General features: G+C 31.2%; 10 protein-coding genes. 6 read left to right on the forward strand and 4 right to left on the reverse strand.

From position 1 onward, the window contains the following. Positions 1-264 precede the first annotated feature (264 nt). Together MHZ36_RS02575 and MHZ36_RS02580 are read left to right on the forward strand one after the other, a co-directional pair. Positions 265-1,740: a catalase gene (locus MHZ36_RS02575; protein ID WP_239229435.1), complete on the forward strand. Its 1,476-nt coding sequence runs from the start codon at positions 265-267 to the stop codon at positions 1,738-1,740. 23 nt (positions 1,741-1,763) lie between these two features. Beyond that, the gene (locus MHZ36_RS02580; RefSeq protein ID WP_239229437.1) at positions 1,764-2,093 is read left to right on the forward strand and encodes a hypothetical protein; all 330 of its coding nucleotides are present in this window, start codon (positions 1,764-1,766) and stop codon (positions 2,091-2,093) included. Positions 2,094-2,341: 248 nt separating this feature from the next. Here the strand turns inward: MHZ36_RS02580 and glcP are convergent, their stop codons facing one another. Both glcP and MHZ36_RS02590 read right to left on the reverse strand, forming a co-directional pair. Beyond that, the gene (gene glcP / locus MHZ36_RS02585; RefSeq protein WP_239229439.1) at positions 2,342-3,706 is read right to left on the reverse strand and encodes a glucose transporter GlcP; all 1,365 of its coding nucleotides are present in this window, start codon (positions 3,704-3,706) and stop codon (positions 2,342-2,344) included. 316 nt (positions 3,707-4,022) lie between these two features. After that, positions 4,023-5,012, reverse strand: a complete 990-nt coding sequence (locus MHZ36_RS02590; RefSeq protein WP_239229441.1) for an acrylyl-CoA reductase family protein — start codon at positions 5,010-5,012, stop codon at positions 4,023-4,025. Between the two features lie 284 nt (positions 5,013-5,296). Between MHZ36_RS02590 and MHZ36_RS02595 the strand changes: the two genes are divergently transcribed. From MHZ36_RS02595 to MHZ36_RS02605, 3 genes are all read left to right on the forward strand, one after another. Continuing rightward, positions 5,297-5,815, forward strand: a complete 519-nt coding sequence (locus MHZ36_RS02595) for a GNAT family N-acetyltransferase (protein ID WP_239229442.1) — start codon at positions 5,297-5,299, stop codon at positions 5,813-5,815. 270 nt (positions 5,816-6,085) lie between these two features. Then, a complete protein-coding gene (locus MHZ36_RS02600; protein WP_239229443.1) occupies positions 6,086-6,535 on the forward strand; it encodes a hypothetical protein in 450 nt (149 codons plus the stop codon). Between the two features lie 97 nt (positions 6,536-6,632). Beyond that, entirely contained in the window at positions 6,633-7,460 is an 828-nt protein-coding gene (locus MHZ36_RS02605) for a hypothetical protein (protein WP_239229444.1), read from the forward strand. An 88-nt stretch (positions 7,461-7,548) separates the two neighbouring features. Here MHZ36_RS02605 and MHZ36_RS02610 read toward each other — a convergent pair whose 3' ends face one another. Continuing rightward, positions 7,549-9,237 (reverse strand): CDP-glycerol glycerophosphotransferase family protein, encoded by a 1,689-nt coding sequence (locus tag MHZ36_RS02610; RefSeq protein WP_239229445.1) that lies wholly within the window; start codon positions 9,235-9,237, stop codon positions 7,549-7,551. 306 nt (positions 9,238-9,543) lie between these two features. On the opposite strand from MHZ36_RS02610, the gene MHZ36_RS02615 reads away from it, so the two are divergent. Beyond that, positions 9,544-11,145 (forward strand): L-lactate permease, encoded by a 1,602-nt coding sequence (locus MHZ36_RS02615; protein ID WP_239229446.1) that lies wholly within the window; start codon positions 9,544-9,546, stop codon positions 11,143-11,145. Positions 11,146-11,330: 185 nt separating this feature from the next. On the opposite strand, the gene MHZ36_RS02620 is transcribed toward MHZ36_RS02615, so the two are convergent. Continuing rightward, on the reverse strand, positions 11,331-12,476 hold the full coding sequence (locus tag MHZ36_RS02620; RefSeq protein ID WP_239229447.1) for a glycosyltransferase family 4 protein: 1,146 nt from the start codon (positions 12,474-12,476) through the stop codon (positions 11,331-11,333). Between the last annotated feature and the right edge of the window lie 464 nt (positions 12,477-12,940).

Here is a 12,940-nt window from a genome sequence, read left to right on the forward strand (position 1 = left end):
CGCTATAATACGTCATACTAAAATGTAGCTTTATATTGAAATTCTTTTTTATTATTAAATACAAGTCATTAGTATTTTTAATTGAAAATTGAAATCAAAAGAAATTATCAATTATAAGTAATGATTATCATTAAATTTAAAAATTAGGTAGATTTTTACTTCTACTAATGTATAATAGATTATAATAATTATAAATTAGTAATAATTATAAAAAGATACTTGATATCAAGTGTAATAGATGTATGAATAATTGGAGGATTAATAATGAATAATAAATTAACTGGTCTTTTTGGCGCACCTGTTTCTGATAGAGAGAATAGTATGACTGCTGGTCCAAGAGGTCCTATGGTAATGCAAGATATATACTTTTTAGAACAAATGGCACACTTTGATCGTGAAGTAATTCCAGAAAGAAGAATGCATGCAAAAGGTTCTGGTGCATTTGGTACGTTTACAGTAACTAATGACATTACGCAATATACTTCGGCTAGTATCTTTTCTGAAGTCGGTAAACAAACGGAAATGTTTGCAAGATTTTCTACTGTAGCAGGTGAGAGAGGTGCTGGAGATGCTGAGCGTGATATACGTGGATTTGCACTTAAATTTTACACAGACGAAGGCAACTGGGATTTGGTTGGAAATAATACGCCAGTTTTCTTCTTTAGAGACCCAAAATTATTTGCGAGTTTGAACCATGTTGTAAAGCGTAATCCTAAAACAAATATGAAAGATCCTGAAGCAAATTGGGATTTTTGGACGTTATTACCTGAAGCATTACATCAAGTAACCATTTTGATGACCGATAGAGGTATACCAACAGGATACCGAAATATGCATGGTTTTGGTTCACATACATACTCTATGTATAATGCCCAAGGCGAACGCGTGTGGGTTAAATTCCATCATCGCTGCCAACAAGGTATTGAAAATTACACAGCTGCCGAAGCGGAACAAGTGATTGCTAAGGATAGAGATTCATCACAACGAGACTTATTTAATCATATAGAAGCAGAAGATTACCCTAAGTGGAAGATGTATATTCAAGTTATGACTGAAGAAGAAGCACGCAATCACAAAGATAATCCATTTGATTTAACTAAAGTATGGTATAAAAATGAATATCCATTAATAGAAGTTGGAGAATTTGAATTAAATAGAAATCCGGAAAACTATTTCCAAGATGTTGAACAAGCTGCTTTTGCACCAACTAATATTGTTCCTGGAATTGATTTTTCTCCAGACAAGATGTTACAGGGTAGATTGTTTTCTTATGGCGATACACAAAGATATCGACTAGGTGTTAATCATTGGCAAATACCTGTCAATCAACCAAAAGGTGTGGGCGTGGATAACATTTGTCCATTTAGTCGAGACGGACAAATGCGTATATTAGATGGTAATCAAGGTAGTCAGACACATTATTATCCTAATAGTAAAGGTGCTTTAGAAGACCAACCACAATTTAAAAAACCTGGATTACCAGTAAACGGACAAGCGTATGAATATGATTATAGAGAAGACGATGATAACTATTTTGAGCAACCAGGTAAATTATTCAGATTACTTAGTGCTGAAGAACAAAACACTTTATTTAATAACACTGCTAATGAAATGGCACCAGTCAGTGAAAAAATTAAACATAGACATATTAAGCATTGTTATCATGCAGATCCTAAATATGGTGAAGGTGTAGCAGAGGCTTTAGGTATAGATATTAAAGAAGTTGACTTAACTTTATAGTAAATAGTAGAGGAGAATGTAAAATGATTTTAGATAATGTAAATCCGTCAGATCTATTTCCTACAGAAAAACAAGGCCCTTCCGTTTTAGGAAATATGCCATATCCTGTAGAAGGTGAAATAAAGATTTTCGAAGCGGCCTATATTGCAACGAATGAGCGTCTCATTTTAAATGTAGATATGGATGGTGAATTTTATTATAGAAGTATTGGGTATGATGACATTCAAGAGATTGGTACTGAAGCGAGCACATTAAACATTAAATTTAGTATTGGAACATTTAAAATGAACGATATTGAAGAAACGCGATTAAATGAATTTGTTAATTATGTAATAGATAAAATTAAAGCATAATATATTTTCATTATATGTGGGTGGAAAAGGGAAGGTTGTGGAAGTTTATAGATTTTTCTCTCGTTACTTTATGCTAACTATTATTCAAATATGTTATTTATTTTAAAGTAATATATAATTATATAGCTTAATTTACTAATAGATACTTTAATAATTAAAAAGCAGTAATCCTACACAATGATGTAGGATTACTGCTTTTATTTATTGATAGTATTCATAAAGATGAATACTTAAACCTATACTTTTAACTATTTGTTTTCTTCAATTTGTGCATTTGTAGCATTCGTTCTTGAACGTAAGTCAGCTTCGATTTCTTCTAAACTACGACCTCTTGTTTCAGGTAAGTATTTAACTACAAAGATTAACGCGCCTATACCTATAATCGCAAATATTAAGAATACTTGTTCAACTGATAAAACGTCAGTCAATATAGGGAAGAGTTGAGCTACTAATAAACTACCGATAGATAATACAAGTGCAGCAACACCTGTAGCAGCACCACGTGCACGCATAGGGAATAATTCAGGTAACATTACCCATAATACTGGTCCCCATGTGAAACCGAAGAAAATAATAAACAACGTTAAACAAATGATGATAATCCAAGCTGAGGCATGGATACCGATTGTCCAAATTAAAATTGCCATAATTAATAATGATGCAACCATACCAATATTACCTATGACTAGTAAACGTTTACGATCAACTTTATCTATAATCATAATTGCAACGATAGTTATGAGTACATTAACTGTACCAATTCCCACTGTTCCTAAAATTGAAGTTGCATCCCCAAGACCTGCCTTACTAAAAATTGAAGGTGCATAGTAAATTATTGCATTAATACCTATAATTTGTTGGAATAAGGCAAAAATACTACCTATAATTAAAGTTGGTCTTAGCCAAGGTGATTTCAATACTTTCCAAGTGCTTTCAGAAATTCTATTAATTTCTTTCATATCAGCGATTTCTTTGTCTATCTCACTATCACTAAATGTCAATCGCATCACATCACGTGCTGCTTTTTCACTTCTATGCTCAAGTAGCCATCTAGGACTTTCTGGCATAAATGCAACACCTATTAACAATATAAGTGATGGTAAAACAGCTAAACCTAACATCCATCTCCAACCTTCGATTGGTGTAAATGCATAGTTTATTAAGTATGATGAAAGAATACCGATTGTAATCATTAATTGGTTTAATGAACTTAATGATCCCCTTTGTTCAGTTGGAGCCATTTCAGATAAATACACTGGTACAATAGCGGTAGAACCACCTACGGCTAAACCAATAACCAAACGACCAATGACTAGTATTGGCATTGATGGTGCTAAAGCTAAAATAAGTGCCCCGACGATATAAACAATTGCAACAATAAATACTACGCGTCGACGACCAAGCCTATCTGACAGTGGACCACTTGCCCCTGATCCAAATATCGCACCAACGAGCATGGATGATACGACTAAACCTTCTGTAACACTGTTTAATGGTATGTCATCTTTTATAAATAATAATGCACCTGATATTACTCCCATGTCATAGCCATAGAGTAATCCTCCCAAGGCACCTAGGAAAAAGATGAGCTTTTTATTTACTTTTATTCCCATATAGAACCTCCTGATTGTTTTAGACAAGGATAAGTATACGCTTTCATAAAAAGGTTGTAAATATTAAAGAATAAGAAATTTATTTATTGCGAGGTATTTATATGCAATTCATAGTCAATTTGATTTGATTTATAAAATAACAATTTGGAAGATTTATTTTGAAATAGTAAGGAATAGAGGAATTGGGTTGTTAGTAATGGATAAATTGACATGCATAACAAGATGAATTTAAATATTTACTAAAGATATTATTCAAATTATGAAACCAGGCTATAACTCTAGTGAAGTCATAGCCTGGTTAGAAAAGGTTATTATATTATGCTTCGAAATCAATAATAATGCGTCCAGAATTTTTATGTTCAAGTACATTATTAATATGTGTTTCAATATCATCAAATTTAATTGTTTGTTTAATGTCATGTAGTTGTGCGGGTTTTAAATCTCTAGCCAATCTTCTCCAAATGTGTTTACGAACTTTCATTTCTGTATAGACAGAATCAATACCAATAATATTCGTTCCTCTTAAAATGAATGGGAAGATAGAACTGTCGAAATGATGACCACCAGTCATACCGATTACAGCAACGCTACCATTGTAGTCTAAGTGTTTGATGATTTGAGAAAGTGTATCCCCACCAATTGGATCAATAACAGCTTGCCATTTACGACTACCTAGTGGTTTATCATCTGTTTTTGTTATACGTGAAATGACTTCACGTGCACCTAAGGCTTTTAATTGTGCTTCAGCATTTGTCTTTCCAGTACTTGCAATGACTTTATATCCGATAGCATTTAACATCATTACTGATAATGTACCAACGCCACCAGTTGCACCTCGTACTAGAACTTCTTTATTTTCAACAGATAAGCCATTATGCTCCAGTTTTTCAATTGCAAGACCAGCAGTATAGCCTGCTGTACCATAAATCATGGCTTCTTCTAAAGTGAGATCTTTTGGTAATTGAACAATTTGTTCTTCTTTCACACGAGCGTATTCGCTAAAACCACCAAATCGACTTGTACCTAATTCGTATCCAGTTACAATAACTTCGTCTCCTTGGTTAAATGATGGTGTATCAGATTTTTCCACAACACCTGCTAAATCGATGCCTGGAATCATTGGATAAGATTGAACTATTTTAGAATTAGCGACTGTAGCTAATGCATCTTTATAATTAATACCTGAGTATTTGACCTTAATCAATACTTCACCTTCAGGTAAATCATCTATAGTTAAATTTTTAATTTGGTTAGTAACTTTGCCGTCTTGTTCATCGACTACAAAGGCTTTAAATGTTTCAGTCATTGCCTTATGGCACTCCCTTTTATATGTAATTTTTATATGAACAATTAAAAAACACTAACCACTTTATCACGTAATTGAATATTACACAATATGGCTAAATAGCAATGTTTTTAGGTAAGCGCTTTTATTTTAAAATTAATTTCTAAACAATATTATTACAGACTATAACAAATATTTTAACACTTTAATAGTAATTTAACATTTTATAATTATGATATTCATTTATCAAAAAGCTACTTTTGTTTTATTATGGTAGAAAGTAATTTAATAAAGGGGATAGCAAATTGACATTTCAAATTGATAGCGTTAAAAGTTCTGAGGTACATAAATTAAGAGATATTAGTATTACCACATTTAGAACCACTTTTGAAAATGGTGGATATTCAGAGGAAGATTTCAATCAATATTTCAATGAAGCTTATGATATAGATACTTTACTAAAAGAATTAGACAATAAGCATTCATTTACTTACTTTTTTAGAGAAGATGGAGAAGTGACAGGATATTTTAAATTGAACATTTTAGATGCCCAAACAGAAGCTATGGGTGAAGAATATTTAGAAATCCAACGTATTTACTTTTTACCTCATGCTCAAGGTGGAGGAAGAGGTAAATATATTATTGATTTTGCAGAATCGAAAGCAAAAGAATTAAATAAAACAAAAATTTGGTTAGGTGTATGGGAATATAATGAACCGGCGTTGAAATTTTATACCAAACATGGTTTGAAAGTGATAGGTAGACATGAATTCCAAACTGGTGAAGTTGTAGATTCTGATTTGGTAATGGAGAAAATATTGTAAAGCGTTTTCAAAATATAGTATAGTAAAAATACACCGATAGTTTGATTTTGCCATCCTTAACTTGAAAAATTAATTTATTGTAACTGTTAGTTAAAGTTTATTTAGCTTATATCATTTTTTTATAAAAAATGTAGAAACTTCCAATAAAAGCGTTTATTTATTATTTTTTGAGTGAATAACGTAACTATACTCATCTAGATATGCTTAAACAAATGAATTAAATACATATCTATAAATGAGTATTAAAATCTTAGGAGGTTTTTCAAAAAAATGAAAAAATTTTTAGCTGGTTTTCTTACTTTATCTTTAGCACTTGCAGCTTGTTCAAATGGTAGTGATGAAGGTAGCAAAAAGGATGAGAGTTCCGAAAAAGCAAAAACTGAAGAGAAAGCAAAAGACAAAGCTAAAGAAAAAACTGAAAAATCAAAAGATAGCTCAGATAGTAAATCAACAAATGACAGTTCTAGCAGTTCAGATAGTTCAACAAGCGATAGTAGTTCAAGCAAATCGGGTGATACATCAAGTAGTCAATCAAGTGACAGCAGTTCAAGCAATTCAGGTGATGACTCTACAAATAGTCAATCAAGTGATAGCGGTTCAAGCGATTCAGGTGATAACTCTACAAGTAGTCAATCAAGTGACAGCGGTTCGAGCAATTCAGGTGAAGGTTCAACAAGTAGCCAATCAAGTGATAGTGGCTCAGGTGGTACTGAATCATAATTATAGAATTGCTTAATGGAGTAGTTGGGGCTTATTGGCTCCAACTACTTTATCTTCATCAAGTGTTAAACAATAAAACAAAGGTGGTCTTTCAATCATGAAAAAACTATTAGCAGGTTTCTTAACTTTATCTTTAGCATTAGCTGCATGTTCAAATGGCAGTGACGATGGTAGTAAAAAGGATGATAGTTCGAAAGATAAGCAATCATCGGACGATAAATCAAAAGATTCCAAAAACGATGACAAAAAGAGTAATGATAGCTCTGACAAAGATTCAAGCAAAGATAGTGACAAAGATTCAAGCAAAGATAGTGACAAAGATTCAAACAAAGATAGTGACAGCGACAGTTCAGACAGTTCAAATAGCTCAGATAGTTCTAATGATGGTAATAATAGCTCAGATAGTCAATCAAGTAATGATAATTCAAATAGTGATGCAAATTCAAACGATAGCGGATCAGCATCCGGTTCTAGCTCAAACTCAAATAATGATACTTCTAGTAATAATCAAAATGGCGATGCTGCAAACGATGACGCAAGTAGTAATGCCAACGCTAATGATAGTGCTTCATCAGCGTCTAACTCAAATAATGGCAACAGTGGTTCGCAATCACAGTATGTTGTACCTTATCAAGGACAAAATGCAGTACCAGTATCACAAAACATTTCATCTGGTAATGTAGACTCACAAGCAGCATTACAAAATCTACCAAATTTCCAAAATTCATTAGAACAAGCAACTGCCGAAATTAATGGACAAAACGGACAGAATAACCCATACAATGATTATAGTATTGAAGGTAGTGATGGTAACTATAGCTATATCTTTAGCTTCCAAAATCAAGCACAACCTGGTACTTATTCAATTGTTACAGTCGACCAACAAGGTGTTGTTAGAATTGTAGATCCAGCATATCAACAATAAAAATAGTAATATAAAGTTATAACTTTATATTTTCTTAAGATAAAAAGATGTTTTCCTAATTTAGGAAAACATCTTTTTCATTTAATGATTATGATTTTTTAGTTGCTTTTTGAATAATATGTGACAACGTTTCAAATGCATGATTATCTTTATTAACAAAAGCATTCATTTGAATTTCAGTCATTTGATGACTAATTAAATCATTTAATAACGCTTTGGCATCACTGTAACGAACGGTAGCAAGTGAATGCATTACATCATCATACACACCTCGTTCAGCAACATATTTTGCGTGATTTGGTGTGTACTGACAAACTACCTTATCTAAAGTTAGTGCATCAAAGATGATTGATGAATAGTCAGTTAATACAATGTCTGAAACAAGTAATAAATCCTGAATTTCAATATTATTCGGTGCGATAATTGCATTTTCCGGTATGTCTGTAGATGAATCCTCAATATGACCTTTAAAAACAACATTATATTTATTTAATAGGCCATCACTGATAGGTAGTAAATCAGATTGGTCATTTTCTGCTTTCCAAGTAGGAGCATATAGTAATGTTGGTTTGGCTGAATCCAATTTCAGTTCTTTTTTTATAAATGACAAATAGGGGTGGTCACTCTGTTTGTCTAATAAATACCTTACTCTAGGATAACCACAGTTTAATAAATTTGTTTGTTGTTGTGGAAATGCAGTTTTGAAATAATCGATTATTTCTTCACAATCACAGACAAAGTAGTCTTGTTGTAACCATTTATTATATTTACGAGCACGATAATTATAGATATTTAAATTTTGATAAGGCTCTGTACTATCTAAAAACAACTTTTTAATAGGTGTACCATGCCATAATTGGATAATTGTACCATTTGGTTTAATGTCGTCTGGAATATAACTTTCTAATATGACAACTTGAGCTGTTTCAATAATATCCTTTGTCTTTGGATCGTTTGGCTTTATAAAATTTGGACCGTTTACGTCGTCTGTAACAAAATAGATTGGTAATTTATTAAAATGTTTCGCAAAGTGGTTGAATAAATAACGAGAATTTCCTCTAAATCCATAATCGAAACCTAAAAATACAATGTGATTTTTCAATTTAGAACTATCTTTTGAATATATATAGCTTTGGGCACGATGTTTTTTTACGAAATGACGTTGGATTGGACTGAAAATCCAATGAGGTATTTTGAAATTTAGTGAATTTAATAATTTATCTGTGAAACGCATATCATCAGGCGCAAGTGTTTCATGTGCTTTAAAAGGAATGCTATGCGAATGCAGATATGCCAATTTATTTAGATTAAATGCTGTTGTATTTAATGGTTCAAAATGATGCACACTATTCCACACAGTGTTACTTGTGGTAAATGATCTTGCAAAATCAAAAACAACATGACTATCTGTAACAATTTCTTCTTGAAGTAAAGATAACAAAGCAAGATCAAATAATTTTTCGACTTTATATTGTTCTAGCAATTTTAAACTTGTCTCAATATGGAAAATAATATTCGGATAATGATTAATGTTTTCTATCCAATCATCAAAATTAATTTGTGATTTACCAAAATACCGACAGTCATTAACATAGTGCTGATCTACTGTGTAATCTACAACAATTGTACATTGTTTAATGTCGACAGCTTTTAACATGTTTTTATATGTTTTAATGTGCTTATCCAAGATTATAAAATGTGTATAACCTTCTTGCATTGCTTTATTTAATTGTTGGGGTAAAATGTCCCATTTCTCTAATTCAATTTGTTTTATCATGATAAATCCCTCTACATAAATGTTATTGTGCCTATTTTACCACGTAGGCTAGATTAGACAAAATCATCCCCTTACACTTCAGGAAACAAGGTTGTTAAATGTAATTATTTTATTTAAACAAAAGAATAAACATAATTTTTGGGTTGTAGTAAATTATTTAATATTAAACATTATAAAAATTAAAAAAACAGTTGTATTCATTTAAAGAAGTGATATAATGAATTTGTGAAAAAAATCACAATAAATTCCAAAAGGTTTACAAAGCAAATTATATTAAATTTATATAGAAAGAAGAAGTGAGTCAAAATGTTTGTAGAGAATTTTAATCCATTTAACAATATCGTGGTCTCAAGCATTGTTGCTGCCATTCCTATTGTCTTATTTTTATTATGTTTAACTGTTTTTAAAATGAAAGGTATATACGCAGCGATTACTACAGTAGTTGTGACTTTGATAATCGCAATTGGTTTATTCAAATTACCTATACCGATTGCGTCAGGTGCGATGATTGAAGGTTTTTATCAAGGCATCATACCAATTGGTTATATTGTCATCATGGCTGTTTTGTTATATAAAATAACCAACGAAAGTGGACAATTTAAGACGATTCAAGATAGTATCGCTAGTATTTCGCAAGATCAACGCATTCAAATTTTATTAATTGCATTTGCTTTTAATGGATTCTTAGAAGGTGCAGCTGGTTTCGGTGTTCCAATTGCAATTTGTGCGTTGCTATTAACGCAACTTGGTTTTCAACCGTTACAAGCAGCGATGTTATGCTTAATAGCTAATGCCTCAGCTGGTGCATTTGGAGCAATTGGGATACCTGTACAAGTTATAGATACGCTAAACTTATCAGGTAATGTAACAAGTATGGAAGTTTCACAAATTTCAGTATTTACTTTAGTGATAATAAATATGTTTATTCCATTTTTATTAATTTGGATAGTGGATGGTTTTAAAGGAATCAAAGAAACCTTACCAGCAATATTAGTAGTTGGCGTTAGTTATACAATTACGCAAGCACTTATTACAATCTTTATTGGTCCTGAATTAGCTGATATTATACCTCCATTGGTTGCTATGGTGTCATTGGCATTATTTTCTAAAAAATTCCAACCTAAACATATTTTTAGAATACAAAAAGATGTTAAACCGACAATGCCAATTAAACATAGTATGAAATCAATTGCATATGCATGGAGTCCATTCTATATTTTAACAATCATCGTGATGATTTGGAGTTCACCACAATTTAAAGGTTTATTTTTACCAGATGGCGCTTTAGCTTCATTAGTTGCAAATATTACAATTCCAGGTACGTATAGTGAGTTCGCTAAGAAAAGTATCATTCTACCATTTAATTTTATTGGACAAACAGGAACTGCAATTTTGATTGTTATTATCATTACAGTTTTAATGTCTAGCAAAGTGAATTTTGGAGATGCATTGCGCTTATTTAAAGTTACTTTTTTAGAATTATGGTTATCTATTCTTACAATTTGTTTTATCTTAATTATTTCAAAATTAATGACTTATGCAGGACTTAGTATGGCGTTAGGTGAAAGTATTGCTAAAACAGGGGCAATGTTCCCATTACTATCACCAATATTAGGATGGTTAGGTGTGTTTATGACTGGATCTGTTGTTAATAACAATTCACTCTTTGCACCAATCCAAGCTTCAGTTGCACAAAATATTGGCACAAGTGGTTCTCTATTAGTTTCTGCAAATACAGTTGGTGGTGTCGCAGCAAAATTAATTTCACCACAATCTATTGCGATTGCAACTGCTTCTGTTAAGCAAGTAGGTAAAGAATCAGAATTATTAAAAATGACATTAAAATATAGTGTTGCGATGTTAGTATTCATTTGCGTTTGGACTTATATTTTAAATTTAATACTATAAGTACAGATTTTAATAAATCATGATAATCAGACGATGAGTTAAAAATGAAAGTATTGATGAAATTCTGATTAAATGAATTCATGGTCTCTTTGTTTAGCACTGTATAATATAAAATATGCCCAGACATTATAACTGTCTGGGCATATTTTTATATCTGCATTATTGACTTGAAAAGGGTAGTGATACTAATTGAGCATATTTAGGAAATTAATGTATATAGCTTGAGGTGAATATTGTTCAACCGTGCGATGAGCATTTTTTAATATGACATGCTCTTTGAATTCCTGATTAATTAAGCGACGTAATTTATTTGATAATGCTTCGGTGTTTCCGTGCTCTATTAAATAACCATTTACATTATTTTCAATAATTGAATCGGGGCCAGTATTGCCATCAAAACTAACAACGATATTACTTTGATTCATCGCTTCGAGAATTACCATGCCAAATCCTTCATTCCGTGATGGTATGACAGTGATTTCACTCATAGCCAGTTTTTTATTTAAATTTTGAGTGGGGCCTTTTAATTTAATAATATCAGTCATTCCAAATTGATTGATTGATTTTTGTAATTGACCTTTTTCTTGCCCTTCACCATAAATAAAGACTTGGTAATCAAATTGTCTCATCGTATGTTGAATCGGGTTGATACTTTCGATAAGTAAGTCAAATCCTTTTTCATATTCTAAACGACCAGCAGCTGTAATGATTTTAGATTTAGATGTATACAGGCGTTGCTCATCAATGATATTTGGAACCACAAAAACGGGTGTTTGCAAACGAGATTGATATTTATCACGATCTTTAGATGTTAAGGTAGTAACCTTGTCTAAATGTTGATAAGCTTCGATTATTTCAAGTTGATATGGTTCAGGATGTGCATCAAAATTCATGTGCTCCATCCCAATCTTTTCTACATGAGTGGGCGCATATTTAGAAATTAAAATATTGAAACTTGCGCGTGTACCAATAATTGTATCTGTAGTTACATGTTTTAAGGCATGGATCATTTTTTTTTCAATATAGTTTGAAAATTGATTTAGTCCAGGTTCAAATTGTGATAATTCTTTTGGTTTGTTTAAATTAGTGAACTTATTAATTCGATTAAATAAAATATCTTTAAAGTTTAATGGGTGTAACTGATAATTAATTAAAGGTTTAATCTTAATAGAATCATGTAGTTGAAAATAAGGGCGATCATTAGATTTGAAAACTGAAATTATTGTCACTTCATGTCCCTTTTCAGCTAAAGTGTTGGCTAATTGTGAAATAGACTTAACTGTACCACCCATTGCATAAACGTTATGCATAAAAAAAGTGATTGATTTCATAAGAAAACCTCCAAAATTACTTTTCTTAAATTAAAATTAATTATAGCATGAATTACATTTTAAATTGAATAAAGTGGATATTGTAATGTGCACATTTAACATAATGTAATTGGAAAATGTTGAATGTTATATTTTATGATATATAGTAGAGCTTATTTTAGTAACAATATCGCATTTATGGCTATTGAAAATTTTGAAAATAATTTCAAAAATTATTTAGGTTTAATCCTTTTGTGACAGTGTTTTATATCGTTAATTAATAATTTAAAGTTTACACTTATCAACAAAAAATGTGTAGAATTACCGAAATCTCTTTTTTCATACGACAATAACGTATATAATTAGAAGAGTATGAAAGAGAATATCGTCTGGCGATGTTCTTTTTATTATATATAATAACGATATGTGCTTTTTTATTTTTTATCTATAGAAAACGCTTTATTCAGCTAGTGAAATTATTTGTT

The organism is Staphylococcus sp. ACRSN (genome assembly GCF_022346615.1).
Taxonomy (GTDB): domain Bacteria; phylum Bacillota; class Bacilli; order Staphylococcales; family Staphylococcaceae; genus Staphylococcus.

Coding starts and splice junctions, on each gene's coding strand:
- MHZ36_RS02575 (WP_239229435.1), top strand. CDS start 265: ATGAATAATAAATTAACTGGTCTTTTTGGCGCACCTGTTTCTGATAGA.
- glcP (WP_239229439.1), bottom strand. CDS start 3,706: ATGGGAATAAAAGTAAATAAAAAGCTCATCTTTTTCCTAGGTGCCTTG.
- MHZ36_RS02605 (WP_239229444.1), top strand. CDS start 6,633: ATGAAAAAACTATTAGCAGGTTTCTTAACTTTATCTTTAGCATTAGCT.
- MHZ36_RS02590 (WP_239229441.1), bottom strand. CDS start 5,012: ATGACTGAAACATTTAAAGCCTTTGTAGTCGATGAACAAGACGGCAAA.
- MHZ36_RS02615 (WP_239229446.1), top strand. CDS start 9,544: ATGTTTGTAGAGAATTTTAATCCATTTAACAATATCGTGGTCTCAAGC.
- MHZ36_RS02580 (WP_239229437.1), top strand. CDS start 1,764: ATGATTTTAGATAATGTAAATCCGTCAGATCTATTTCCTACAGAAAAA.
- MHZ36_RS02610 (WP_239229445.1), bottom strand. CDS start 9,237: ATGATAAAACAAATTGAATTAGAGAAATGGGACATTTTACCCCAACAA.
- MHZ36_RS02600 (WP_239229443.1), top strand. CDS start 6,086: ATGAAAAAATTTTTAGCTGGTTTTCTTACTTTATCTTTAGCACTTGCA.
- MHZ36_RS02620 (WP_239229447.1), bottom strand. CDS start 12,476: ATGAAATCAATCACTTTTTTTATGCATAACGTTTATGCAATGGGTGGT.